Origin of the sequence: Nostoc sp. (assembly GCF_036917935.1) — a bacterium.
Taxonomy (GTDB): Bacteria; Cyanobacteriota; Cyanobacteriia; order Cyanobacteriales; family Nostocaceae; genus Nostoc.
The window spans coordinates 66012-91560 of sequence record NZ_JBALEL010000068.1 but is presented as its reverse complement, the minus strand read 5'-3'; the positions used below and the strand labels follow the sequence as shown (position 1 = coordinate 91560).

Annotated in this window: 23 protein-coding genes, 1 tRNA gene and 1 pseudogene; 23 read left to right on the top strand and 2 right to left on the bottom strand. The window is 40.3% G+C overall.

Translation table 11 applies throughout. The annotated features are described in order from the left end of the window. The first annotated feature begins 50 nt into the window (after positions 1-50). From V7K62_RS30030 to V7K62_RS29985, 10 genes are all read left to right on the top strand, one after another. A tRNA-Lys gene (locus V7K62_RS30030) sits at positions 51-122 on the top strand. A gap of 162 nt (positions 123-284) precedes the next feature. Next, complete coding sequence (locus V7K62_RS30025; protein WP_334870675.1) at positions 285-449, top strand: hypothetical protein; 165 nt, start codon at positions 285-287, stop codon at positions 447-449. Between the two features lie 2 nt (positions 450-451). Further along, positions 452-1090: a Uma2 family endonuclease gene (locus V7K62_RS30020; protein ID WP_334870673.1), complete on the top strand. Its 639-nt coding sequence runs from the start codon at positions 452-454 to the stop codon at positions 1088-1090. A gap of 443 nt (positions 1091-1533) precedes the next feature. After that, a complete protein-coding gene (locus V7K62_RS30015) occupies positions 1534-2040 on the top strand; it encodes a hypothetical protein (RefSeq protein ID WP_334870671.1) in 507 nt (168 codons plus the stop codon). 228 nt (positions 2041-2268) lie between these two features. Next, complete coding sequence (locus tag V7K62_RS30010) at positions 2269-2592, top strand: DUF6464 family protein (RefSeq protein WP_334870669.1); 324 nt, start codon at positions 2269-2271, stop codon at positions 2590-2592. A 322-nt stretch (positions 2593-2914) separates the two neighbouring features. Continuing rightward, entirely contained in the window at positions 2915-4189 is a 1275-nt protein-coding gene (locus V7K62_RS30005) for an ABC transporter substrate-binding protein (protein WP_334870667.1), read from the top strand. 7 nt (positions 4190-4196) lie between these two features. After that, positions 4197-5147: a branched-chain amino acid ABC transporter permease gene (locus V7K62_RS30000; protein ID WP_334870665.1), complete on the top strand. Its 951-nt coding sequence runs from the start codon at positions 4197-4199 to the stop codon at positions 5145-5147. A 14-nt stretch (positions 5148-5161) separates the two neighbouring features. Beyond that, positions 5162-5764: a Uma2 family endonuclease gene (locus tag V7K62_RS29995; protein WP_334870662.1), complete on the top strand. Its 603-nt coding sequence runs from the start codon at positions 5162-5164 to the stop codon at positions 5762-5764. Positions 5765-5817: 53 nt separating this feature from the next. Then, the gene (locus V7K62_RS29990; protein ID WP_334870660.1) at positions 5818-6741 is read left to right on the top strand and encodes a branched-chain amino acid ABC transporter permease; all 924 of its coding nucleotides are present in this window, start codon (positions 5818-5820) and stop codon (positions 6739-6741) included. 137 nt (positions 6742-6878) lie between these two features. Then, a complete protein-coding gene (locus tag V7K62_RS29985; protein ID WP_334870658.1) occupies positions 6879-7691 on the top strand; it encodes an ABC transporter ATP-binding protein in 813 nt (270 codons plus the stop codon). A gap of 2 nt (positions 7692-7693) precedes the next feature. Here the strand turns inward: V7K62_RS29985 and V7K62_RS29980 are convergent, their stop codons facing one another. Then, on the bottom strand, positions 7694-8533 hold the full coding sequence (locus V7K62_RS29980; protein WP_334870657.1) for an Rpn family recombination-promoting nuclease/putative transposase: 840 nt from the start codon (positions 8531-8533) through the stop codon (positions 7694-7696). A gap of 175 nt (positions 8534-8708) precedes the next feature. On the opposite strand from V7K62_RS29980, the gene V7K62_RS29975 reads away from it, so the two are divergent. The 8 genes and pseudogenes from V7K62_RS29975 to V7K62_RS29940 all read left to right on the top strand — a co-directional run bounded on the left by V7K62_RS29975 (position 8709) and on the right by V7K62_RS29940 (position 16568). Further along, on the top strand, positions 8709-9440 hold the full coding sequence (locus V7K62_RS29975; RefSeq protein ID WP_334870655.1) for an ABC transporter ATP-binding protein: 732 nt from the start codon (positions 8709-8711) through the stop codon (positions 9438-9440). Positions 9441-9473: 33 nt separating this feature from the next. Next, positions 9474-10037, top strand: a complete 564-nt coding sequence (locus V7K62_RS29970; RefSeq protein ID WP_334870653.1) for a Uma2 family endonuclease — start codon at positions 9474-9476, stop codon at positions 10035-10037. A gap of 170 nt (positions 10038-10207) precedes the next feature. Then, complete coding sequence (locus V7K62_RS29965; protein ID WP_334870651.1) at positions 10208-11347, top strand: endonuclease NucS domain-containing protein; 1140 nt, start codon at positions 10208-10210, stop codon at positions 11345-11347. 244 nt (positions 11348-11591) lie between these two features. Then, the gene (locus V7K62_RS29960; protein WP_334870649.1) at positions 11592-12239 is read left to right on the top strand and encodes a histidine phosphatase family protein; all 648 of its coding nucleotides are present in this window, start codon (positions 11592-11594) and stop codon (positions 12237-12239) included. A gap of 84 nt (positions 12240-12323) precedes the next feature. Next, positions 12324-13349, top strand: a complete 1026-nt coding sequence (locus tag V7K62_RS29955) for a glucokinase (protein ID WP_334870647.1) — start codon at positions 12324-12326, stop codon at positions 13347-13349. A 45-nt stretch (positions 13350-13394) separates the two neighbouring features. Further along, complete coding sequence (locus V7K62_RS29950) at positions 13395-13997, top strand: hypothetical protein (RefSeq protein WP_334870645.1); 603 nt, start codon at positions 13395-13397, stop codon at positions 13995-13997. An 889-nt stretch (positions 13998-14886) separates the two neighbouring features. Continuing rightward, positions 14887-15266 (top strand): annotated as a pseudogene (locus tag V7K62_RS29945) (fasciclin domain-containing protein). A 1053-nt stretch (positions 15267-16319) separates the two neighbouring features. Continuing rightward, positions 16320-16568, top strand: coding sequence for a DUF1816 domain-containing protein (locus tag V7K62_RS29940; protein ID WP_334870643.1), 249 nt, complete (start codon positions 16320-16322; stop codon positions 16566-16568). On the opposite strand, the gene V7K62_RS29935 is transcribed toward V7K62_RS29940, so the two are convergent. Then, positions 16532-16894, bottom strand: a complete 363-nt coding sequence (locus V7K62_RS29935) for a DUF3775 domain-containing protein (protein WP_334870641.1) — start codon at positions 16892-16894, stop codon at positions 16532-16534. The genes V7K62_RS29940 and V7K62_RS29935 overlap by 37 nt on opposite strands. Before the next feature lie 419 nt (positions 16895-17313). On the opposite strand from V7K62_RS29935, the gene V7K62_RS29930 reads away from it, so the two are divergent. From V7K62_RS29930 to V7K62_RS29910, 5 genes are all read left to right on the top strand, one after another. Further along, positions 17314-19626, top strand: a complete 2313-nt coding sequence (locus V7K62_RS29930) for an NACHT domain-containing protein (RefSeq protein ID WP_334871137.1) — start codon at positions 17314-17316, stop codon at positions 19624-19626. Between the two features lie 250 nt (positions 19627-19876). Next, positions 19877-20332 (top strand): response regulator, encoded by a 456-nt coding sequence (locus V7K62_RS29925; protein WP_334870639.1) that lies wholly within the window; start codon positions 19877-19879, stop codon positions 20330-20332. A gap of 836 nt (positions 20333-21168) precedes the next feature. After that, positions 21169-22641, top strand: a complete 1473-nt coding sequence (locus tag V7K62_RS29920; protein ID WP_334870637.1) for an efflux RND transporter periplasmic adaptor subunit — start codon at positions 21169-21171, stop codon at positions 22639-22641. A gap of 17 nt (positions 22642-22658) precedes the next feature. After that, entirely contained in the window at positions 22659-23876 is a 1218-nt protein-coding gene (locus V7K62_RS29915) for an ABC transporter permease (protein WP_334870636.1), read from the top strand. Positions 23877-24771: 895 nt separating this feature from the next. Next, complete coding sequence (locus V7K62_RS29910) at positions 24772-25536, top strand: ABC transporter ATP-binding protein (protein WP_334870634.1); 765 nt, start codon at positions 24772-24774, stop codon at positions 25534-25536. Positions 25537-25549: the final 13 nt, after the last annotated feature.

Sequence of the window (25549 nt, the reverse complement as noted above, 5' to 3'; positions counted from 1 at the left end):
GCACGGCACTAGCTAAATTGTCAGAGTTGTGCTATGATTGTTATTCGTGTGGGTGACTAGCTCAACGGTAGAGCAGTAGACTCTTAATCTATTGGTTGCGGGTTCAAATCCCTCGTCACCCACTTTTTAAGTATTTTTGTACATTAACTAATTATTTGTCACTGTTAGCAGATAAATGTCACATATAACAAAGTGATGTCACAGTTAACAGATTAATTATCGCTGGCGAGATTGGGCAGCTAATGAAAATTTTACGAGCGATCGCCTGAAAAGTTTCATCAACGATGATGAGGCATTACTGGGCGATTTATAATATTGACCGAAAAAGCCCAAATAATCAGCAGGATTTTGAGCATTTACCGCCTGAGCAGTTAGTGGCTGATATCTTAGAGAAAGATAGGCACGTAGCTGAAATCATGGCAGAGATTAAAGCAATTTTGGAGCAGTGATAATGTTAGGATTACTAGAAAAGTTTAGCCGCTTAGAAGAATTAATGAGTCAGTCAGAATTAAAAAATGTTGATTCTGACCAAATTTTACTGATGAATGGGGTTAGCTGGGATATATATGAGACACTATTACAAGGGTTTCCAAATAATTCTCATTATCGCTTGAAATATTTAGAAGGTACTTTAGAAATAATGTCCCCTAGCCGTCGTCATGAGTTTAATAAAAAGATTATTGCTTTATTGCTAGAAGCCTATTTTTTAGAAGTAGGTATTGATTTTTATCCTTTAGGCTCAACTACTTTTAGAAAACAAACAGCCGCTAGAGGAATAGAGCCAGATGAATGTTATTGTTTTGATTCGGAAAAACCTTTTCCCGATCTTGCTATTGAGGTGGTTGTGACAAGTGGGGGAATTGATGATTTAGTTATTTATCAAGGTTTAGAAGTACCGGAAGTTTGGTTTTGGCAGAATAATCAGTTTTCCTTATATTATCTGCGTGGTAATAAATATGAGTCAATATCCAAAAGTGAATTACTACCAAATTTAGATTTAAATATCTTGGCAAGTTTTGTGATATCTGATGAGAAACCAAGAGAAATAATATTAAAGTTTCTTCAACATATTCGTAGGGGCAATTCATGAATTGCTCCTACGAATATGTTGAAGCGATCGCTAACAGACCCTACCATATATCTCTCCTTCTCAGTCTCCAATTGGAAATGCCTTTTGAGGTGGCTGCTGCCTCTTGAATACTTCAAATTTAGTGAAATTTATTGTATATATACTTTATATGCAGGTAGATTAACTAGAACTCAGCAACATCATTGCGCGTTCGTGGTTGAGTTTTAGCTGAGAATCGAACCATCACTGCCTTGAAGCGTTAACGAAGTCCTTCTTTGAAAGAAAGAGGTAACAAATGACAGATGATCTTGGATGAATCAAAAGCCCTCACCCTAAATCCCTCTCCCAAGATTGGGAGAAGGACTTTGAAAATCGCTGATCTTCAAGGTAAATATATTTTTAGTACAAGAGTACTATTTACTGCTAAAATGCCTTACAAGTCAGCTAGCCTTGCTTGAGGTAGTATGAAAAAAATCCAAGACACGGACAAAAAGCCCATTTTGCGGAAAGTTTCGCTGTTGCAGCCTAAATCTGTAACTACTGCGATAGTGCCACTGCGACCCCAAGAGGAAAAAATCATCAGTGAACGTGAGCGTTTGATTGCACAAGTCGAACGTATCAATCAGATGGCAGAAGAGTTAGAAGTAGCGATATTCGAGTTGAAAGCGATCGCTAACACCCTGAATACTCAAAAAAGTTACCCGGTTCTAAATCAGGAGCCAGACAAAAATATTTGTCAGTATTTCACGGTTAGCGTCCCTTTGGTGAAACGAAAGCCTGACGACTCATTTATTCTGACGACGCGAAGAGTTGATTTATTTCGAGCCGAAAGGGAAGCCATACTGCTAGCACAGCAACTTCGTCAGCAAACCAAAAAAAGATTAGGATCGCAGCCACACAGAAAAAACAAGAGTGACGCTGAGGTTGACACAAAACGCTTGTTCAAAAAGGTATTAGTCAACAAATCTTAAAATTATCAACATTCAACGGCATCTCACCCTTGAGGTTGTAGCAGTTATGCTGATTGAAGTGGCAGAAGGAACTTATTCCTCAAAATTGCTAGATACCACACTGCCATTGCCTCTTTGCAACTATAGTTAGTGGCAAAGAAACAAAGTTACCCTAATATTTGCACTTCCGTAAAACCAGAGTGTAACATCAGGGACAATCAATCAGCGCAGAGAAGAGGTAAAAAGAAGGTGTTAAAGACACTTTTAGTGATTGCCGTTGGTTTTTTACCGTCCCTGTTTTCCCTGTGGATGATCCGCAAAACCCAGCGTTCGCGCTTACGGCTTAGACAAGCAGCCATGAATTTTCCAGTGGTGCAGCGACGGCAAAACGTTAGACCTGTTGAAGGCGATCGCTATTATTTAGAAGGCGTGGGTTATCTGATTGGCGATATCAGCTGCAAATTTAATGCTCGGTCTGGCTACATGCGCTGTGCTGTCAATCCCGAAGGCCCATGTAACGGTTGCCGTCACTACGAACCTAAAGAATTAACTGGTGATCAAAAAAGGTCTTAATAACAATCCATACCTTCAATACCTTCGCCAAAAAAAGAGGTAGTCTAGTTTTTGCCGAGATAGCCTAAGAGGTTGTTTGAAAAGTCCTCTTGTCGGTATCAAAATATTTTAGATCCCCCTAAATCCCCCTTATAAAGGGGGACTTTGACTCCGGTCATTGCTAATTATAATAATTTGTATTTAGAAAGACTTTGAATATTTGTCTTTGCATGGTGAAATAAGAATGATTTAATAGAATTCGTGCAAAAGTATGAATCTGCGTAATTTTGTTTGCAGATTCATACTTTTGCCGAATATCTCATAACTAGATGATTATCCAACGATGAACAACGCGATCGCTCGGACAACAGCATTATTATCAACTTGCGCTTTGCTACTAACAGGCTGTGGTGGTGGCACTAGCACGGTGACAAATTCTCCAACTAATAGTCCAAATAGTAGTCCAAATAGTACCCCAAATAACACTGTAACCGATACCACAGGAACAACGGGTACATTGTCGGGTGCTATTCCTATCGGTATTGCTGTTGCTCAAACTAGCAATGTGGCATTACTAGGTCAAGAGCAAGTCGCTGGAGCAAAACTGGCCGAGAAGTATTTCAATAGTAAAGGTGGTGTTAATGGCACACCAATTAAATTGGTATTTCAAGATACTAGCGGTGATGAAGCAGGAGCCATTAACGCTTTTCAAACTCTAATTAACAAAGATAAAGTTATTGGAATTGTCGGGCCAACTTTGTCCCAGCAAGCCTTTAGTGCTGATCCCATTGGAGAACGTGCAAAAGTACCAATTATTGGGCCATCGAATACTGCTAAAAACATTCCCGAAATTGGTAATTACATTGCTCGTGTTTCGGCACCAGTTTCCATCGTTGCGCCTAATTCGGTGAAAGCTGCACTTAAGCAAAACCCCCAACTTAAAAAAGTTGCAGTTTTCTATGCTCAAAATGATGCATTTAGTAAGTCAGAAACGGAAATTTTTCAGCAAACAGTTAAGGATCAAGGGCTGGAATTAGTAACAGTACAAAAGTTCCAAACCAGTGATACAGATTTTCAAAGCCAAGCTACCAATGGGATTAATCTCAAACCCGATTTGGTGATTATTTCTGGCTTGGCTGCTGATGGTGGTAATTTAATTCGACAATTGCGGGAACTTGGTTATAAAGGCTTAATTGTCGGTGGAAATGGTCTAAATACATCGAACTTATTGCCAGTTTGCAAAGCACTTTGTGATGGCGTGTTGATTGCTCAAGCTTACAGTCCAGAACATTCAGGTGAAATTAACGCGGCGTTTCGTAAAGCCTATACTGACGAATACAAAAAAGAACCACCCCAATTTAGCGCTCAAGCTTTTGCAGCAGTCCAGGTTTATGTCGAAGCACTCCAAACTTTAGATAAAAAGAGCAAATTCAACAAATTACAGCTACCAGAATTGCGGACGGAATTAAACAAACAAATACTTCTCGGAAGATACAATACACCGCTAGGTGAAATTGGTTTTACTCCCATAGGTGAAGTTGTCCAAAAAGATTTCTATGTTGCTCAAATCAAAATGGAAAAAGACGGGAGTCAAGGTAAATTCACATTTCTAAAATAATTGCTAGATGAATATTAATCTGTTTTTGCAGCAATTATTAAATGGGTTATCCATCGGCAGCGTCTATGCAATTTTTGCATTAGGATATACCTTGGTTTATTCTATTTTGGGCATCATTAATTTAGCTCATGGTGCAATTTTTACCTTGGGCGCATATTTCACTTATGCACTTATGGGTGGGAACTTTGGATTTAATGGCTTGTTAGCTAATGTAGCCTTGCCGATAAAATTACCATTTGCTATAGCCTTGATTTTAGGAAGTACCTTAGCGGGATTGGTAGGGATAGTGATGGAACGTGTTGCTTTTCAACCTCTGCGCCGTCAAGGATCTGATCCCTTGCTAACTGTTGTTTCCAGCTTAGGGGTAGCAGTGGTAATTGTGAATTTAATCCAGTATTTAGTAGGCGCAGAAAGTTACACATACCCCGCAAATACTTACGGTAATTTGCCACCTGCGATTAACTTTGGTAGTCCAGAAAACCCAATTCCGATTCGCAGTGTTCAGGTGGTAATTTTTACGGTATCAGTGGTGATTGTGGCAATTCTTACCTATTTTATCAATCGAACTAAATATGGTAAGGCAATGCAGGCGATCGCAGAAGATCCAACTACAGCTAGTTTGTTAGGAATTAATAGCGATCGCTTTATCATCCTAACATTCTTCATCAGCAGTTTTTTAGCAGGATTAGCAGGAACTTTAGTCGCCTCTAGTGTTAGTATTGCAGGGCCATATTTTGGCATTGCTTTTGGATTGCGGGGTTTAGCGGTAATTGTCTTAGGTGGTTTAGGTAGTATTCCTGGTGCAGTGTTGGGAGGTTTGCTAATTGGATTAGTCGAGGCGTTTGTTCCTGCTGATTATTCTGGATATAAAGACGCAGTAGCATTTGCAATTTTGTTTATTATGCTATTAGTTAGACCCCAAGGTTTGCTAGGGCGGCGGTTTATTCAGAAAGTTTAAAGAGACGTAGCGCTATGAAAACATACACTAAACAAAAATTAACTTTTGATCAATTTTTAGAACATTGTCCAGAGGAAGGTTTATATGAACTTGTGAATGGAGAAATTGTAGAAGTGCGTGCAACCAGAAATCATGATGATGTCGCTGACTTTACGGCTGACTCTTTCAAAGATGAAATTAAACGTCTAAATCTTAATTATGTAGTAAAAAACACAGCAGTCTTTAAAACTATAACAGCTAATGACATAGAGGAAGGCCGCAAGCCTGATGTAAGTGTCATAGATAAAGATAAATGGCGATCAAATCGTTCTGCTTATGCTGCACTTGAAGAACCTATCCAATTAGCTGTAGAGGTGACATCAACTAATTGGGAAGATGACTATATTGATAAATTAGATGAATATCAACGTTTAGGTATTACAGAATATTGGATTGTAGATTATTTGGCAATTGGGCTAAGAGAGTATTTGGGAAATCCGAAAGTTCCGGCTGTGTTTGTTTTTCTATTAGATGCTGAGGGAAAATACCAATGCACACAGTTTAGAGGTTCAGAACTAATTGGATCGAGAACTTTCCCTGAACTGACGCTGACAGCAGAGCAAATATTAACAGCTTAATAGTTGATAAAAGCGATAGTTTGATTAAGTTTAATCAAAATATATTAAATAAAATGGCTGATTTCTTCGCTACTTACGCTTCTTTAATTGTCTCTATGGTATTGGGGGCGCTATTAGGGTTATCACTTTACTTACCTCTAATGACAGGACAATTGTCTTTAGCTAGTCCAGGATTTTATGCTTTAGGTGGGTATATTGCAGCAATTTTATCCACAAAAGTTTTAACATCTAGCAGTAGTTTATTTCCGATTCCATTGTTGTTATTGGAAATGTTAATTGCTGGTGTAATTTCTGGCTTATTGGGTGTAATGGTGGGAATTCCAGCATTGAGATTGCGAGGAATTTATTTAGCGATCGCAACTATCGCTTTTGTGGAAGTTCTGCGTGTCATCTCCCTCAATCTGGATATTACAGGCGGTGCTGTTGGAATTTTTGGTATTCCTCAACCTTTCCAAACACAACTTGAATATTTATGGATTGCTTTGCCTTTACTATTAATTAGTATGGTGTTGCTTTACCGTTTAGAACGCATCCGCGTCGGCAGGGCTTTTATCGCTATCCGTGAAGATGAATTAGCTGCGGGTGCAATGGGAATCGATCCCACTTATTACAAAGTTTTGGCGTTTACATTAGGGGCTATACTTGCAGGGGTTGTAGGTGCAATTAGCGCTCACTTCCTCAATACCTGGAATGCTCGTCAAGGTACTTTTGATGCCAGTATTATATATTTAACTTTCGTTTTAATTGGTGGTTCGAGAACTTTTTTAGGGCCGGTAGTCGGAGGTATGGTATTTACAGCCTTACCAGAGATTCTGCGAAGCCTAGCTGATACTGGTGGTTTACCTAATTGGTTAGCACAGTTTTTGCGAGATGGTAGATTAATTATTTTTGGCTTACTAATAGTAATAGGTACAATCTTTTTCCCCCAAGGGCTAATTACTCCAGATATTTTTCAAAGACGGAAAAACCAAAAGTGAACTATATAATAATATGCAGAAATTTTACATGATGTCCGAGCAATTAAACATAATACCCGGAACCCCACCCCGCCAAAGCTGCGCTTTAGCTCCCCTCCCCGCCTGCGGGGAGGGGTTGGGGGTGGGGTTCTTTTATTATGGGTAATTTGGCGGACATGATATCATCCGGGACTCCAGGAACTAACAGCAATATTGTCTTAGAAGCAAAAGCATTGACTCGCCGCTTTGGTGGTTTAGTGGCGGTAAATAATGTATCTTTTAGTGTAAATAAACATGAGATTTTTGGACTGATTGGCCCTAATGGTGCTGGCAAAACAACACTCTTTAATTTGATTACTGCCTTCATTCCTCCTTCTAGCGGCCAATTAATTTATCAAGGTGGAACAATTTACCAACTGCGTCCCCATCAAATTGCTGCTTTAGGAATAGCTCGTACCTTCCAAAATATTCGTTTATTTGGGGAATTATCGGCGTTAGAAAATGTGATAATTGCCCGACATTTACACACTAAAAGTAATATGATTACAGGGGTTTTGGGATTACCACCAGCACCTAGTGAAGAATTGAAAACTAAGCAAAAAGCTTTAGATTTATTAGATTTGGTGGGATTAAGCGATCGCGCTGACGAAAAAGCCAAAAACTTTGCCTACGGCGATCAGCGTCGGTTAGAAATTGCCCGCGCTTTAGCATTACAACCACAAATTTTACTTCTCGATGAACCGGCGGCGGGGATGAACCCCAACGAAAAGCAGCAATTGAGTGAATTTATTCGCAGCCTTCGCAATGACTTCAATTTGACGATCGTTCTTATAGAACACCATGTACCATTGGTTATGGGTTTGTGCGATCGCATTGCTGTGTTAGATTTTGGTCAATTAATTGCTTTGGGTAAACCCGCAGTTGTCAGAAATGATCCGGCTGTAATTGAAGCTTACTTGGGAAATGAATGAATTTACGTAGACAAAACTACCAAAAACTCGTCTAAAGAACTCACAGCGATCGCGCTATCCATTAAAGTTTCTAATTGCTCCACATTCTTGCCCTCAAGCCTTATTTCTGCCTCATGGGGAATTTCACCAAAGCGTTGTTCCAATACCCGGATTAGCTGCCGTAGCGCACCCTGCTGAATACCTCTTTGCTCAATTTCCTGATACCAAGGCGATTCTCGCAATACTGCCATATCCCACCTCATGATTTGTTGCACTAAAGGCGTGTCTAACACAAAGCTAGCAAAAAATGCCAGCAATGATTCTAACTCGTTCAACTGTGCATCTGCTCGTAGCGCCTGTAGTGCGCGTTGCACAACTGATACCTCTCCCCCTCCTCGCAGGATTGGCACAAAGGGTAACAACGATGGTAGTGGTTGCCCAAAGACTATTTCAGCATCGATTTCCCACAAATTAATCGTGCGATAATCTTGGCTGGCACGTAATCCCAAAAATTCTTGCTCGTAACTACTGACAATAGTTAAGGTGGATGGGGGCGGTAAAATATTGATCAGTACTGGGTAAGTTGGCAATCGGTAGCGTTCTTGTGCCAAGGCAGCATAAGCTCTCATCCGTAAAGGCATCTGTGCCGTGTAACGCAGTTGTAATTCATTTACTACTAGAAAATCCCCGTGAGTGGCACTGTATGCTTTCACCAACACATCTGTTTCGCGGCTAATCCACTGAAATTCAGAGCCGAGAATTTCTTTCGCCACGACTTCAGGACACTGTGTTACCCACTTTACCCATGCATCGGGAGCTAAATTAATTAGTCGCTTGCTACCAATATCTGCTACTTTTGCCACAGGACACTTTATATCTTTATCAGTAATTAATAGTACATCATAAAGATTGCGGTATTATGGCGTTGGTTTGAAGTTTCAGCAATGTCTACGATGGGTACGCCTACGCACTGTTTTAAGAAATGTATGATTGATGTATGTTAGGTTTTGAATCAACATTTCTGGATGTAAACCGCCAATGAATGCCGATAGTAGACCAAACTATACAATTTTAGAAGTTCAAGAACTTGATGTTAATTATGGCGGCATCCAAGCTTTAAAAAAGATTAATTTAATTATTCAAAAAGGCGAGGTAGTTACTCTAATTGGTGCTAATGGTGCTGGAAAAACGACTACACTCCGCGCCATATCTAAAGTAGTTAATCCTAAGAGTGGCGTAATTATCTATAATGGACATAATATTACCCGCCGCCAAACTCATGAGGTTGTACAACTTGGTATCGCCCATTGTCCTGAAGGACGGAGAGTATTAGCGCGGCAAACAGTACTTGATAATTTACTTTTAGGTGCTTATATTCGCTCCAATCAAGCTGAGATAAAGGCAGATATTCAGCGCCAATTTGAGCTATTTCCCCGCTTGTCACAAAGACGCAATCAACTAGCAGGAACCCTCAGCGGTGGTGAACAACAAATGTTAGCGATCGCACGTGCTGTAATGAGTAAACCACAACTCTTACTTTTAGACGAGCCTAGCTTAGGTTTAGCACCTGCGATCGTCCGAGAAATCTTCTCTATTATTGAAAATCTCCGGGCTACAGGCGTGACTATTTTGTTAGTTGAACAAAACGCTAATCTGGCATTACAAATTGCCGATCGCGGTTATGTTTTAGAAGCTGGTTCTATTACCTTAACCGGTGCAGCATCAGAATTAATCAGTGATGAGCGAGTTAAAAAAGCTTATTTAGGGTAATTAATTAAATGACAACTTGGGAGGTACAAGCAGATGGTAAAATCACCAACTAAACCCCTAACTTTAGAGGATTTTTTAAAACTACCAGAAACAAAGCCTAGCTCAGAATACATCAATGGTCAAATTATTCAAAAGCCAATGCCCCAAGGAAAACATAGCATATTACGAGGTGAGCTACTTATTGCTATCAATGAAGTAGTTGAAAGTCGAAAAATTGCCCTTGCTTTCCCAGAATTGCGGTGTACTTTTGGCGGACGTTCAATTGTGCCAGATGTAGCTGTGTTTGCTTGGAAACGGATTCCCATAGATGAACGTGGGGATGTGGCGAATGTCTTCAAGACACATCCAGACTGGACAATTGAGATTCTTTCGCCAGATCAAAGCCAGACTAAAGTAACCGGAAATATTCTACATTGTTTAAAACATGGTAGTCGTTTAGGTTGGTTAATTGATCCAGGCGATCGTTCTGTTTTAGTCTATCCACCAAAGCAGCAACCAGAACTTTTACAAGCAGAACAAGAAATATTACCAGTTCCCGATTTAGTTAGCGGCTTTCAATTAACTGTAGGGCAACTATTTGGATGGTTAAAGTTATAGCTTTTCCTAACATCATAGCCCCCTCCTCGCTTGCGGGGAGGGGGTTGGGGGTGGGGTTCAGTACCTACTCAACTAATAATTGCTATATAAGCAATAGTATAAACTCCTCTCTAGCTTTGGGAATACTAAAAGTAGTAATTTACTGAAGTCAGAGCGAGATAATGGATTTCGTGAATTTAATAAAAACTGGTAATAGTTGGAAATTTGCGACTGAAGCTGATTTAGAAGATTTTGTCTGGGCGAATTTAAAGGAACTTTTCGGGTTAATTCCACTAAAGCGACAATATTATGTTAATGGTCAAATTTGCGATATTTTAGCATTGAGAGAAAATAAACAGTTAGTGGTGTTGGAATTGAAAAATGCTGAAGATAGATATATTGTTCAGCAGCTAACTCGATATTATGACGCTTTACAGGAAGTAAAACCTTTACAAGATGAAATAGACTATCAACAACCTATTAGCTTGATAGCAATTAAGCCTAATTTTCATAGAGATAATTTTATAGACAAAAAATATCATCATTTATCTATCGATTTTTTTGAATTTACTATTTTAGCAGACGAGCTTAACTATTATTTCCAAATAAAAAATTTGGATTTAGATAATGATAAAGTTTCAAAAATAGAAATTCCTCATCAGAACAGAGAGAGAAATGAAGATATACCTCCGCCTTCTAGAGGACTGATGAACCGTCTAGGTAAATGCTCTTCTGAACAACAAGAAGGAATATTAAAAATTCGTCAAAAGATTCTTAGTTTTGATAAACGGATGGAAGAAATGTCTTCTGCTGTTAGTTTGCGATATGGAAATGGTAATAGTAAAACAAGTAAATTCTGCGCTGAGTTTTACTTTGATAGTAAAGGAATACCAATTATATTTTTATGGTTAGGTTTAAAAAATAATAGTAGTGATCGCATAAGTAGAGCAAGGATTTGGACAGATTGGCAAGGCAATGCTTTGTTAGAGGGATATGTACCAAGTGGAATTGGTGCAAAGATGAATTTATCCAAAAAGACACTTTCAAATAGAGTAAAAATAATGAATGAAATAGTAGCAAATAAAGGTTCTAAGGATCATAAAGGATATAAAAGCATGAACCTACATCATAAAGATAGAAACAGAATAGCTAGGAAACTTAATAATTCGGAGCCTTTAACATACGAGGAAAGACAATTACTAGAAATTGATGTAAATGAATTTGTTCATGTTATCGGGGGCGGAAGACTTAATACATATAAATTTGAGAACTATGATTCTCTAAATGGATTAGTTGATGTAGCTTTAGAAAAATGGCGACAAAGGCTATAAGCAAAATATGACTATCGCAATCCTAAACATTTCAGCAGATTACTATAGTTGATATTGCTTTAGAGACTTGGCTAAAAAGGCTTTAAGAAAAACTACACTGACACCACTGATAACTTTTCCTAATCATTAGCATTATTAAAAATTATTACAATTTTGTCATAATATATTAATATTTATAGCCCTCCTTGCAGATATCTATATATTTGTTTAGCGGCGAATTCTATTCACCGGAATGATTAAACTTATGAGTCAAATAATCTGGATAGCAAGACACGCTAACCGCCTCGACTTCGTAAACCCTGATTGGTTTCTCACCGCCGAACGACGCTACGATCCACCCTTGTCTGATGATGGTATGGTACAGGCACAGCAGTTAGCAAGGCGCTTGAAAAAAGAAAAGATTGGTCATATTTTCGCTTCTCCTTTCCTGCGAACCGTACAAACGGCAAACGCAGTTGCAGAAATGCTCAACTTACCGATCAAACTCGAAACAGGCTTGAGTGAATGGCTAAATCCAGTTTGGATGACGGAAGAACCCGAAAGACTCTCAACTCCAGCATTAGCAAAATTATTCCCCAGAATTGACACCAGCTATACCTCGCGCATCGCCGCCAAATTTCCTGAAACTCACGAAAAAGTGCGAGAACGTTCTGGGCAAACCGCTAGATGTTTAGCTACTGAGTTCTTCCCAGAGGATATCCTGCTAGTGGCACATGGCGCATCTGTGTTGGGCGGAGCAATGGGGCTAGTGGGGGAAATTGCCAAAACAGAAGTTAAAGCTTCTTTGTGTTCTCTGGTAAAAGTGGTACGCCAAGACCCAGAATGGTTATTAGAACTAACGGGAGATACTTCCCATTTAACCCACATAGAAGAAGTTATTCGATTTGCTTAAACCTTTGATAGAGATTTGCGTTCATGGCTTCTGGTACGTTGGGTATGTCCTACAAAAAAAGTAATTAATTCGCGAATAAATTCTATGACTTTATTACTAGCAGGAGACATCGGCGGGACGAAAACCATTCTGCAATTGGTGGAAACATCAGATTCACAAGCTTTACATACTATTTATCAGGAAAGTTACCACAGTGCTGATTTTCCCGATTTAGTACCCATAGTGCAGCAGTTTTTGCTCAAAGCTAATACACCAATACCAGAAAAGGCTTGTTTTGCGATCGCCGGGCCCATTGTCAAAAATACTGCCAAGCTAACCAATTTAGTCTGGTTCCTGGATACCGAACGTTTACAAGAAGAATTGGGTATTCCGCACATTTCTTTGATTAACGACTTTGAGGCGATTGGCTACGGCATTTTAGGTTTACAAAAACAAGACTTGCACACGTTGCAAGTTGGCAATTCTCAACCCGAAGCCCCGATTGCAATTATTGGTGCTGGTACTGGCTTAGGGCAAGGATTTTTAATTAAACAAGGAAACGAATATAAAGTCTTTCCCACAGAAGGCGGACACGCTGACTTTGCCCCTCGGAACGAGATCGAGTTTCAACTGTTGAAATACCTGCTGGGTAAACATGATATCCAGCGCCTTTCTGTGGAACGTGTGGTTTCTGGAATGGGAATTGTGGCAATTTACCAATTTTTGCGCGATCGCAAATTTGCCACCGAATCACCAGATATTGCCCAAGTCGTCAGAACTTGGGAACAAGAAGCGGGACAGGAAGAGAAAAGTGTTGATCCTGGTGCTGTCATTGGTACGGCTGCACTAGAAAAACGCGATCGCCTCTGTGAACAAACTTTGCAATTATTTATAGACGCTTACGGTGCAGAAGCCGGCAATCTCGCCCTGAAACTCTTACCTTACGGTGGCTTATACATCGCTGGTGGAATTGCGCCCAAAATCCTGTCCTTAATCCAAAATAGCGCTTTCTTATTAAATTTCACTCAAAAAGGTAGGATGCGCCGCCTCCTCGAAGAGATCCCGGTGTATATTATCCTCAACTCGCAAGTCGGCCTAATTGGTGCTGCTTTATGTGCTGCTAGGTTATAACAGCTGGCATCATCAGTGAGATTAGCATCTCAAAAGGCAAAATTTATGACAGTTAAAAGTCTGTTGCCACTAATCGCCGCCACCATTGTCTGTGGTGGCTCTGTTCTCGTGGAAGCGCGTCAACCCAAACCTCCAAAGGCTGTTGTCAAACCAACCGTTTCTCAACCCGTGCAGCCACAATGGAAATTGTATACCGCTCCAGATGGACGCTTTACTATTTTGATGCCGGGAAGCCCCAACAAAAATACCCAATCCCAAAAAACCTACATGGGGGAAATTAACTTAGAAATATTTGTTGCTCAACCACCAAAACAGCAAGTAGCATACATAGTTGCTTACAATGATTTTCCTTATAGTTACGGTCAAATGGCTGATCCCCAAGCTGTACTTAATAATGCACGGGATATGGCTTTAAAGACTACGAAAAGTAATTTAATTAGTCAGCGAAATATTCGTAGTTCCAATAATCATCCCGGCAAAGAAATTGAGTACATCAATTCTGGAGGGAAAATTACTATAAGTAGAATGTATGTTGCCGAAGGAAGATTATATCAAGTAATGGCAATAACTACAAAAAAACAGCAGAAGACATTAGCTAAAACCATTACTGGGTATTTAAATTCCTTCCATGTAGTTTTGAAAAAGTGAAATAACTAAAACCTCTACTATATTAGTTTTGTAAATAATTGAATTGCAGGACTAATTTAGCGCTGATCTTTTACGTGATAGTCGTAGGGGCGGTGTGTTATGGCTTTAGCCTAACACACCCTAACTTTTGATTTACTTTATAAATCAACTCTAAATAATTGAAGATAGTAGATATCTTACAAAAGTAGCAAAAAAATTGCTTTGTTGGGTGGAGGCTTTGCGTAACCCAACATCCTGATAATCAGCAAAAAAATTGCTTTGTTGGGTGGAGGCTTTGCGTAACCCAACATCCTGATAATCAGTTGGGTTACGCAAAGCCTCCACCCAACCTACGTCTAATGCACTATTTTGCGTAGACAGTCCACTACGTGCATTTCAAAAATCAAATACTAGTCCTATAGTAAGTATCTAGGCATAAATAAATTTAAAGTTTGTAGTCAGGACTTTAGTCCTGATAATCCTTGCTCTGAGCTATAAATCGCTCACTACAAACTAGGAGTTTATTTTATATTTAATTATGTCTACCTACTTAGATATCTTACAAAAGTCCCTCTAACTCCCCTCCCCGCTCTTCGGGAGGGGAGACAAAGCGTAGTTTTGTCGGGGTGGGGTTCTATTTATTTATGCAAGAGGTATAGTGTAGAGTATGTTATGGCTTCTACAATCCACCACAAACCTAATAAAAAATTTTGGATTGTCGCTAACAATATTTTTCCATTGACTCCAAACTCCTAACTCTTAAATTCCACTGTATTTTAATTATTTAATTTTTTTTATCTCAAATCATACAATTTATACACTACTCAACCGCTTACTCAAACACTATTTCTAACACTAGGATGTCATGCTAGAAACTAATTAGCAAATTACACACAACCAAGTGAAATAAATCGCTGATATTATGGATACTGCCGTTACCGCTGGTTCTTTTAGCAACCTGATTGATGCAATCAAGGCTGCCAATTTGATCGATACTCTCAAAGGTGTTGACTCGTTTATCGCCTCTGCATCCACAGATCAAGCTTTTGCAAAGCTTCCACCCGATACTGTAGAGAAGTTGCTTAACAATATCAATAAGCTCCAGGAAGTGCTGACGTATCACATCGTTTCCGGCAAGGTGATGCCCATAAAGCCCATTGAAGCTTTAAGTTTGAAAATTGAACCTTTCAATAATGTTGAGGTAGATCGTGCCTCACAGTCTCAAAACCCGATGCTGCTAATGATAACGGTGTCATCCACATCATTGTTGATTCCTCGGTAAATAAATAAAATATATAGATAGTGAATAATATCTATTGGGTAGAAACTATTTATAGTAACTAGCTCATAACTATCTAGGTATATTTTAAGTAATTCAACCAAGCTAAATATTAGACCTCTCTTCTTAGTGGATGTTTGAAAAGTCCTATTGTCGGTATCAAATAGTTTTAGATCCCCCTAAATCCACGCCACTTGCTTCACTTGGGGAGACCCCATCGCGCAGCGTCTCGTAGAGAAGACCGCAGTGGCTCCCCTTAAAAAGGGGGACTTTGATTCCTGTTCCCCCCAATTTATCGGGGGGTTAGGGGGGATCTAAAAGTGCCTAAAGTCACAGCGAAACACTTTTCAAACAACCTCTTAGGAGAGATAGGCTTTGACTCCCTCCTTAGATTAGACCTCTTGCATAAATCACAAAATTTGAACCCCACTCCGCCAAAGCTGTGCTTTTTCTTCCTTCCCCTTGGTAAGAGGAGGGGATTAAGTTGAGCCAGTGCGGTCTTGGTGGAGCATCTGGCGTGTGGGGTGTTAGGGACTTTTACAAGATATCTATTTAGGTAATGGGGCTGGGGATTTAGGTCTGTTTTAATGTTTTTTTAGTAAATACTTTAGACGACAAGATCATTTATTTTCCAAGTTGCCTGAACAATCAAAACAACATTAGCTAAATAAATTTAACAATTTAGGCTTTGAAAATGAAACCTCTATTAATCAGTCCCAATAATTTGATTACTGGTTGCAGTCAAGATCATATATCTACAGAAATCACTCGATTTCTCAGGGGTAAATATAGTTGCCTTTGCTGTTCAAATACTTTACTCCGTCATCTGAGTTCGGAAGGAGCTTACTGGCGTTGTCGCTACTGCCATCAGGAAATGCCAGTTTAGCAAACAACATACTGAATTATAAACTTATCCGATAATGCTATCTACGGTAGTTATACTAGATCCAATTGCTGGCGATCGCCTCCGTGTCTTAACTCATCTAACACCCAACAAAAAAGCTAGATTAATCTAGCAACAAAGACTATCTTTAATCAAGTTTAATTAACCATTGGTATCCCTCATGAATTTATTTGAATCTAATCAGCCAGAGTTTGCCTGGTGGGTAGAAATTAACACCGCCGTTCCCCGCTGTACTTATTATTTTGGCCCTTTTGATACTGAAAGAGAGGCACAACTTTCTAGAACTGGCTACGTCGAAGACTTATATGAGGAAGAAGCCAGAGACATCATTGCACTAGTCAAACAATGTCAGCCTGATGTCCTGACGGTTTTTCAGGAGAAAGCAGAAGTGCAAATATCTAGTTTTTGAAGCCCGGTTCGCAGATATTTTGCTAAAAGGGGTTTTTCGATAATATAACTGGTTGCATAATTTTGAGGTATAAGCTCTACTACTTGTTTAACCAAATTGGGAAAGTCTTGTGCTTGTTCACTTGATGCAGTTCGACCAAGCCACATCAAAGCTATTACCTCTGCTTTTTCTTCCTGAGATAATTCATGAATATATTTTTGTAGTCCATTGACTGAAAATGTTTCTGTGATGTTTAAATCCTCTAAATAATAAGATAATTTATCTATAAATGTTATTGGTTGGTTGATTTTCCCAGAAATCATCCCTCCATAAATTAATTCAGCCATCTCAATAATTTTATATACTTTCTTAATTGACAATAAACTCATATTTTTATTTAAGTTGGAGTCAAAAATCTAATAATATAAATAAGTTCACTATTTTGAATCCTAAAATTCTCTGGAGAGATAAATATGTTGAGATAATATTTATGTACCTAAAATCAATAAAGTAATTACTAAATAACCCTTTAATCTATCTTAAGTATTACAGAGAAGTGTTTGAATTCCGGTCTTGCCGAAAGTTAAAAATGTATAATATGACTGTGTAACGTTTGATTTCAATACAAAAGGTTGAAAAATTTAGAGTAGACCTGGTATTGTGTATAATTTTTAATGAGTAGATCGGTGATATAACATAAAAATCTCTAAACTTGCAGATGCTAATAAAATTTTAATTCATAATTTGAGGAGCAGGGTTTTTGTCTATGGTCAAGCGATCGCTCCAAGCATCACTCACCGGGATTCAAGAGGCTAAAAAAGCATTTGCCCGCAAGGGGTGGACACAAGACAATCTAGCCGCAGAAGTCAACCTCAAGACTAGACAACCGATTTGGCGGTTTTTCAGTGGTCGTCCAGTTGAGCGTCATACCTTTATTGAAATTTGTTCGGTGTTGTCACTGAATTGGCGAGAGATTGCTACTAATCCGCCGGCAGAATTCTTGGAACTGGAAGAATACAGCTGGCCCCCTGTGCTGGATATTGATAAATTAGTGCAACAAGTGCGATCGCAACGCTTCGAAAAAATTCAAGACCAGTGTGGTATTTTGCAATTATTGGATATTGGCCGTCCAGTTGCGATCGATGACATATATATAGATGTAAATATTTTGGAGGAGATTGCCAGCCTTCAGTGGTTAGAAATCACTGATCTGCAAAACCTTGCTCCCAAAGAATTTGACCGTTTCGGCTTAGGTGAGGCTGACCAGAACCAGGTATCTGGTACTGAGGCAGTTGAAACATACTCCAAGCTTAGGGTGTTAGGCAAACCAGGAGTAGGTAAAACCACCTTTTTACAACATCTCGCCATTCAATGTAACCGAGGTGAATTTGCGGCGAATCAAGTGCCAATCTTCATCACCCTGAAACATTTTACTGAAGAATCTAAAGCCACCAACGAGTTCAGTCTATTAAAATACATCCGCCAGGAGTTCCTCACATATGAAATTTTAGATCCCTTAGTCATCGAAACCTTGCTGAATGCGGGCAGAGTATTATTGTTGCTTGATGGTATGGATGAAATTCTTAACCAACAAAGCAATACTGTCTTAAGCGAAATTCGTAGATTTTCAGAAAAGTATCACAAAAATAAATTCGTGGCCACCTGTCGAACAGCATCTCAAAAACTCAGACTCCGAGGCTTTACCGATGTTGAGATTGCTCCATTTACCTCAGAACAAATCCAAAACTTCGCTCAAAAATGGTTTGTGACCTTTAGCAAGACCAACATTCAAGATGGTGAGGCACAATCGCTTCAGTTTATTGAAAAGTTGGATTTAGATGAAAACTGGCAATTTCGCCAGCTTGTAGTCACACCCCTATTTCTGCATCTTGCCTGTTGGGTGTTTCATGGGCACGAAAAATTTCCGACTAAGCGGACTGACTTTTATAAGCAAGGTTTAGACCTTCTATTGGGCAAATGGGATGAAGCCAGAGGCATTGAACGGGATGAGGTTTACCGAGGGTTTTTATTACCACAAAAGCTCAAGTTATTGAGTCAGATTGCCGCAGCAACATTTGAGCAAGGGCAGTACTTTTTTGAGCAACGCATCGTTGAACAATACATTGGTGACTATATTCAGAATCTGACCAACGTGCCAATGGATGCAGAGGAACTACAAATAGAAAGCGAAGCAGCCCTGAAAGCAATCGAGGCTCAACATGGGCTACTGGCAGAACGGGCGCGGGGAATTTTCTCCTTCTCCTATCTGGCCTTTCAAGAATACTTCACAGCAAGAAAAATCGTTGCCAGCTATAACCTAGAGGCATTTGGGCAAGCTCTGGAAGGATTAGTTAGTCACATTACTGACCCGCACTGGCACGAAATCTTCTTGTTAACAGCTACTATGCTCCGAAGTGCAGACTCTCTGGTACAGTTGATGAAGCAACAGATTGATGCATTGGTTAGCCAAGACCCTTATTTACAAGAGTTTTTGACCTGGGCTAGCCAAAAATCTCGCACTATTCCAAGCCAACCAAAAGAGGCAACAATTCGAGCCTTTTACCTTGCCTTGAGTCGCACTCCTCACATCGCTTCTCACTTTGTTCTAGCCAGCAGCCTCGACCAGGGAATATTTCTGGATACGGCTTTAGATGACCTGCTGCTGGAATGTGCAATTGATGGAAGCCAAGACTTTGCCCACATCCACGCCTGTGGAGATGCTCTCTCGAACATTCTCGGCATTGTTCTGGATGTTGGACTGTATAAATCTCTGCAACAACTCTCTGACCAATTGCCAAATTCTCGCCAAAGTAAAGAACGGTTTGAGCTATGGTCGCAGACGAACTATTCAGCTTGGGCTGAACAGTTAAAGATGACAATCATTAATTATCGCAATATTAATCACCAGTGGCAGTTTAGCCATGAACAACAGCAAGTGCTGCAACGGTACTACGATGCCAATCAGTTACTACTTGATTGCCTCCATACCAATTGTGAAGTAACATCTGCCATCAGACAGGAAATTGAAGCGACCTTATTGTTGCCTCAGAAGGAACTTGAGGACAGGGAATGGCAATAGTTTTGTTCGTTAAAACTTTACAGCCATTTTAGTTAATTAAAAAGTTTTCCTACGTTTTGTGTCGTAGTTAATCAACTCATTTAGGAAATCAAACAACACCCGTTCATAGTATAAAAACAGAGCCTAGTAGTTTTAACCATTAAATGGTTCTCTACTACTTTTTATTTGACCTATCTGCTTCTCTCGCCTCCTTAAGAGTACGGATTTTTCAGCCAACTTTGCCCTTAAAGTCCTAATCGCAGGTCTTATTATGAATTTAATCAATGACTTTTGCTTGACAGTAGGGATACTCAAAGGTATACAAGTACTCGTTGTAGACAACGATCGCGATAGTAGAGATTTATACGCGTTTTTACTCGAAGACCTGGGCGCAAATGTGATTACTGCTGGTTCGGTAAAGGAAGCTGTAGAAATCCTGCGTTGGTTCACTCCCAACATCCTGGTCTCTGAAATTAGGTTTTCAGGTGAAAGTATTTATACATTGCTGAATACACTGAATGCTATAGAAGGAGACAATGGTAATTATATCCCGATTATTGTGACTTCAACCTCTACCACAGGTACTTGTGATCAAATTCCAGATGTAGAGTTTGAAGAATATTTAATTAAACCATTAGACATTGACAAATTTGTTTCCATAGTTGAGAATCAAGCACAGAAAAATATAGCGGAAAATTTTCGCCACGAGGTACTAGTTTTACACTAGTCAATAAGTTTAAGCATCTGCGTTGTTTGTTCGCCCGGAAATAAATTTCTAGACTGGATAGCTAAAGATACTTATTCATCCACCTCGGAACTGGTTTCATCCACCTTAGAGGATGTTTTAAAAGTGTTCGGCTGTAATTTTAGGCACTTCTCGATCCCCCCTAACCCACGCCAGTCGCTCCACTTGGGGAGACCCCATCGCGCAGCGTCTCGTAGAGAAGACCGCGCTGGCTCCCCTTAAAAAGGGGGGAACCGGAATCAAAGTCCCCCAATTTATCGGGGGATTTAGGGGGATCTAAAACGTTTTGCTACCGACCAGAGAACTTTTAAAACATCCTCTTAAAGACTGGTTTCATTAAGGTAGACCATCGGTGCGTTAGTAGCAAGCTGTAGGTTGGGTGGAGCGGAGCGCAACCCAACACATATCAGGATGTTGGTCAGGATGTTGGGTTACGCAAAGCCTCCAACCAACAAAGCAATTTTATTTTTTTGCAACATTTTAGCCTTGCCACGCCACTACGAAAATTAATCCTATTTGATTTGTGAAAATTGCAAGCTGTAGATCCCTGACTTTGAAAAGTCGGGGATCTTGTTTCTTAGGAATGGTTCAGAATTGCACTAATATGCTGTGGCTAAAGTCACCCTTTCAGGTGAAGACATACAGAAATACTAATGCCTAGTATGAAGGAAGATTAAGCAACTATGTAGAGAATTATCTGTCTGGTTGTTAATTGAGTGATAAAAATTTAATCTCAAAGTTTTAACAATTCCGTATTATCCACTTGTCCTCTAACTAAAAAATATTCTTATACAGCAAGATTTACAGGCTTCTATAATATGGCTACGTACATAGAAATTCCAGTTATTGGCAAAGTTAAGTATCCATTACGCTGGCTGATTGGGCTGATAGCAGGAAGTGCCTTGGTTGTGGGTACTGTAACAACTTACACTTTGGTAAATCAAGGGGCAAATAAAGAAGATATTGCTCAATTAACTGTGCCAGTTGCAGCACAAAACGTCACGTTGCGGATTACAGCTAGTGGCAAAGTCGTGCCAGTTAAGAGCGTAAATATTAGTCCGAAGAATCCCGGAGTGCTGTCGCAATTATACGTCGAACAAGGCGATCGCATTCAACAAGGGCAAATTCTCGCCCGGATGGATAGCGCAGGTATTGAAGCCCAAAGGAGCCAGTATCGTGCTAACTTAGCCCAAAGTCAAGCACAGCTAGCCGAAGCCCTTGCTGGTAGTCGTCCTCAAGAAATCGCTCAAGCAAAGGCGCGATTAGCACAATCTCAAGCCCAACTAGCTGCGGCTAAGGCTGGTAATCGTCCCCAAGAAATTGCTCAATCTCAATCCCAAGTGGATGCGGCTCAAGCAAAGGTGAATTACACCAATGAACAGGTAAAGCGTTACCAATATCTATATAAAGAGGGAGCAGAGAAAAAACAATTACTCGATCAAGCCGTCAGCGAAGACAAAAGTGCTAGAGCCAATTTAGAAGAAGTTAAAAAACGATTGTCGTTAGTCCAAAGTGGCACTCGGAGTGAAGAAATCGACCAACGCCAAGCCGCTGTTAATGAAGCACGGGCAGCATTGGTACTGTTAGAAGATGGCACCCGTTCTGAAGAAATTGTCCAGCGTCAAGCCGCTGTCGCATCTGCTGAGGCTCAGTTAAAGGGTGTACAAGTGCAGTTGGAAGATACTATTATTCGCGCTCCTCTGTCGGGAATTGTTACCCAAAAGTATGCCGAACCAGGCGCTTTTGTCACACCCACAACCTCTGCTTCTACTAGTGCCTCAGCAACTTCTAGTTCAATTGTCGCAGTAGCAAGGGGTTTAGAAATATTAGCTCAAGTTCCCGAAGCCGATCTTGGCAGAATGAAACAGGGACAGCAGGTGGAAATTGTCGCCGATGCTTATCCCGATCAAGTTTTTAAAGGTCATGTGCGCCTGATTGCTCCCGAAGCAGTGGTGGAACAAGGTGTGACATCCTTCCAGGTGCGGGTTGCTCTCGATACTGGTACAGATAAACTGCGTTCTGGCTTAAATGTGGATCTGACTTTTTTAGGCGATCGCGTTAATAATGCTTTAGTGTTACCAACGGTGTCAATTGTCACCGAAAAGGGTAAAACTGGTGTACTTATACCAGATGCAAACAATAAGCCCCAGTTCCGCGAAATTACAGTTGGGGCGCAAATCCAAGACCAAACTCAGATTTTAGAGGGAGTTAAAGAGGGCGATCGCATATTTGTTAACCCTCCTAAAGACTACAAAATCGAGAAGGCAAAAGAGAAACAGAATAATTCCTAATTTATAATTATTAAGACATGAATTTTTTAGAAAGTGTCCAAATGGCGGGGAAAACCCTGCTGTCAAATAAGCTGCGTAGCGCTCTCACCATGCTGGGTATAGTTATTGGTAACGCCTCAGTAATTGCCATGATTGGCATTGGCGAAGGTGGGCAAAAGTACGTGAATAAACAACTGGAGTCATTAGGGCCAAATGTGCTGTTTGTGATTCCAGGTAATCGAGAAACTCAGCGGATATCCTTTGAAGTCCCAAAAACTCTGGTGTTGCAAGATGCGGATGCGATCGCCTCTCAAGTACCAACTGTAGTAGGAGTTGCACCAGAGTTAAACAGAAGACAGGTAATTACATACCGCAACAAAAACACTGATGTCAACATCATTGGCACAACTCCCAACTTCCTATCGGTGCGAGATTTTGAAACTGCTAAAGGCAGATTTTTCTCTGAGGTAGACATCAAGCGAAGTAACCAAGTCGTTGTGCTGGGTGCAAGCTTGGCAGAAAAACTATTCGGTAATAGTAACGCCACAGGTCAGCAATTGCGAATCGGAAATACCAGCTTTCAGGTAATTGGGACGTTAATAGCCAAGGGTTCCAGCGTGGGAGCAGATTATGATGAGGCTGCCTTAATACCGATTACGACTTCAGCAAACCGACTTGTGGGCAAGAATTCTCCTTATGGTATCGCCTTAGATTATCTCGTTGCTGCCGCTCGTGATTCAGAGAGTGTGGATGCAGCAGAATTTCAAATTACTAATTTGTTGCGTCTACGGCACAAAATTAATGGTGAAGATGACTTTACTCTTCGCACCCAAAAAGATGCATTGCAAACTGTCGGTCAAATTACAGGTGCATTAACAATTATGCTAGCTGCGATCGCTGGCATATCGTTGTTTGTTGGCGGCATTGGCATTATGAATATTATGCTAGTCTCCGTCACCGAACGCACCCAAGAAATCGGATTGCGAAAAGCGATCGGGGCAACTGAGCAAGATATTTTGCTACAATTCATCATTGAGGCAATAATAGTTTCCGCAGCTGGCGGTTTAGTTGGGACTGCGGTTGGTGTTAGTGGCATCCTATTAGTGGGAGCCTTGACTCCTTTAGAAGCGAGTCTTTCTCCTGTAGCGATTACTATGGCAGTTGGTGTATCTGGAGGTATTGGTTTATTCTTTGGCGTTGTTCCTGCACGTCGCGCTGCTAAACTCGATCCCATTGTGGCTTTGAGAAGTGCTTAGTAATGGGATGGCAAAACTTAATCTTCCTGATTGGATTGAGGTAAAGAAATATTCGCTAAGTAATTCACTATAGCGGTTCTCGGCCCAAGTGATGTACAAGAACCCCCTCCCCGCTCTTCGATAGGGGGCTAAGATGTACCTTCTATGATTAGGAAACACTATAAATCATTTTGACTTTTACTAATGAAGCGATACTTACGACGGGCTACGCCTACGCAATTTTATTTTGTCGTCACCAACATTACAACGTTTCTCACCAACATTACAACATTAAGAAGAGACATTAAAACGTTTCTCACTAACATTACAACATTAAGAAGAAACATTACAACGTTTCTCACTAACATTACAACATTAAGAAGAAACATTACAACGTTTCTCACCAACATTACAACATTAATAAGAGACATTACAACGTTTCTCACCAACATTACAACATTAATAAGAGACATTACAACGTTTCTCTCTAAGAGGATGTTTAAAAGTCCTCTGGTTGGTAGCAAAAGCTTTTAGATCCCCCTAAATCCCCCTTTTTAAGGGGGACTTTGATTCCGGTTCCCCCCTTTTTAAGGGGGACTTTGATTCCGGTTCCCCCCTTTTTTAAGGGGGACTTTGATTCCGGTTCCCCCCTTTTTTAAGGGGGGTTAGGGGGGATCTAAAAGTGCCTAAAATTACAGCAAATCACTTTTAAAACATCCTCTAACATTACAACATTAAGAAGAAACATTGCCCTGATCGCCAACAAGTCATAGTTACATGATACTTGCACCTGACTATGAACGAACAGCGCCTACAGTTCGCCTTGGGTAGCAAAGCCATACAAACGAGCGTAGAAGCGGCTTGTTGTAAGACATCGCTATAATTGCCTCTCTACCAACTAAATAACTAAATCCTTATGGCAAACACTATTTCAATTACCGATTCTCTAGTTCCCAATCCCGTCCCGAAATCAACAATTATTCGTTTGGAGAATATCTTTAAAATATATGGCAGTGGCGAAACTGAAGTCAAAGCACTCAACGATGTGAATTTGACTATCCACGAAGGCGAATATTGTTCAATTATGGGGCCTTCTGGTTCAGGTAAATCCACAGCCATGAATATTATCGGCTGTCTAGACCGTCCCACAGGCGGACATTATTACTTAGATAATATTGATGTGGCGCAAATGGATGATAAATCTTTAGCACACATCCGTAACAAAAAGCTGGGGTTTGTCTTCCAACAATTCCATTTATTACCCCAACTAACAGCATTAGAAAATGTCATGCTGCCAATGGTGTATGCTAGTGTAAATCCCAAAGAAAGAAGCGATCGCGCAACAGTTGCATTGACGCGAGTGGGTTTAGCAAATCGTCTCAACAACAAACCAACTCAACTATCTGGTGGACAACAACAAAGAGTAGCGATCGCCCGTGCGATCGTCAATCGTCCCGTAGTACTACTCGCCGATGAACCCACAGGCGCACTTGATTCGCGCACAACCCAAGAAGTTTTAGATATTTTTGGCGAACTTAATAGCAGTGGAATTACCGTTGTCATGGTAACTCATGAACCAGAAGTTGCCCGTCAAACCCATCGCATCGTTTGGTTCCGTGATGGTCAAGTAGTACACTCCAACCTGACTCCCACCGACTTGAGTCAGTTGGCTGTCTTGTAGGTTTTTAAAGTCC

Excerpts from the sequence above, each read along its gene's own strand:
- V7K62_RS30025 (WP_334870675.1), top strand. The coding sequence starts at position 285 with ATGATGAGGCATTACTGGGCGATTTATAATATTGACCGAAAAAGCCCA.
- V7K62_RS30020 (WP_334870673.1), top strand. The coding sequence starts at position 452 with ATGTTAGGATTACTAGAAAAGTTTAGCCGCTTAGAAGAATTAATGAGT.
- V7K62_RS30015 (WP_334870671.1), top strand. The coding sequence starts at position 1,534 with ATGAAAAAAATCCAAGACACGGACAAAAAGCCCATTTTGCGGAAAGTT.
- V7K62_RS30005 (WP_334870667.1), top strand. The coding sequence starts at position 2,915 with ATGAACAACGCGATCGCTCGGACAACAGCATTATTATCAACTTGCGCT.
- V7K62_RS30000 (WP_334870665.1), top strand. The coding sequence starts at position 4,197 with ATGAATATTAATCTGTTTTTGCAGCAATTATTAAATGGGTTATCCATC.
- V7K62_RS29995 (WP_334870662.1), top strand. The coding sequence starts at position 5,162 with ATGAAAACATACACTAAACAAAAATTAACTTTTGATCAATTTTTAGAA.
- V7K62_RS29990 (WP_334870660.1), top strand. The coding sequence starts at position 5,818 with ATGGCTGATTTCTTCGCTACTTACGCTTCTTTAATTGTCTCTATGGTA.
- V7K62_RS29985 (WP_334870658.1), top strand. The coding sequence starts at position 6,879 with ATGGGTAATTTGGCGGACATGATATCATCCGGGACTCCAGGAACTAAC.
- V7K62_RS29975 (WP_334870655.1), top strand. The coding sequence starts at position 8,709 with ATGAATGCCGATAGTAGACCAAACTATACAATTTTAGAAGTTCAAGAA.
- V7K62_RS29970 (WP_334870653.1), top strand. The coding sequence starts at position 9,474 with ATGGTAAAATCACCAACTAAACCCCTAACTTTAGAGGATTTTTTAAAA.
- V7K62_RS29960 (WP_334870649.1), top strand. The coding sequence starts at position 11,592 with ATGAGTCAAATAATCTGGATAGCAAGACACGCTAACCGCCTCGACTTC.
- V7K62_RS29955 (WP_334870647.1), top strand. The coding sequence starts at position 12,324 with ATGACTTTATTACTAGCAGGAGACATCGGCGGGACGAAAACCATTCTG.
- V7K62_RS29950 (WP_334870645.1), top strand. The coding sequence starts at position 13,395 with ATGACAGTTAAAAGTCTGTTGCCACTAATCGCCGCCACCATTGTCTGT.
- V7K62_RS29940 (WP_334870643.1), top strand. The coding sequence starts at position 16,320 with ATGAATTTATTTGAATCTAATCAGCCAGAGTTTGCCTGGTGGGTAGAA.
- V7K62_RS29935 (WP_334870641.1), bottom strand. The coding sequence starts at position 16,894 with ATGGCTGAATTAATTTATGGAGGGATGATTTCTGGGAAAATCAACCAA.
- V7K62_RS29930 (WP_334871137.1), top strand. The coding sequence starts at position 17,314 with ATGGTCAAGCGATCGCTCCAAGCATCACTCACCGGGATTCAAGAGGCT.
- V7K62_RS29925 (WP_334870639.1), top strand. The coding sequence starts at position 19,877 with ATGAATTTAATCAATGACTTTTGCTTGACAGTAGGGATACTCAAAGGT.
- V7K62_RS29920 (WP_334870637.1), top strand. The coding sequence starts at position 21,169 with ATGGCTACGTACATAGAAATTCCAGTTATTGGCAAAGTTAAGTATCCA.
- V7K62_RS29915 (WP_334870636.1), top strand. The coding sequence starts at position 22,659 with ATGAATTTTTTAGAAAGTGTCCAAATGGCGGGGAAAACCCTGCTGTCA.
- V7K62_RS29910 (WP_334870634.1), top strand. The coding sequence starts at position 24,772 with ATGGCAAACACTATTTCAATTACCGATTCTCTAGTTCCCAATCCCGTC.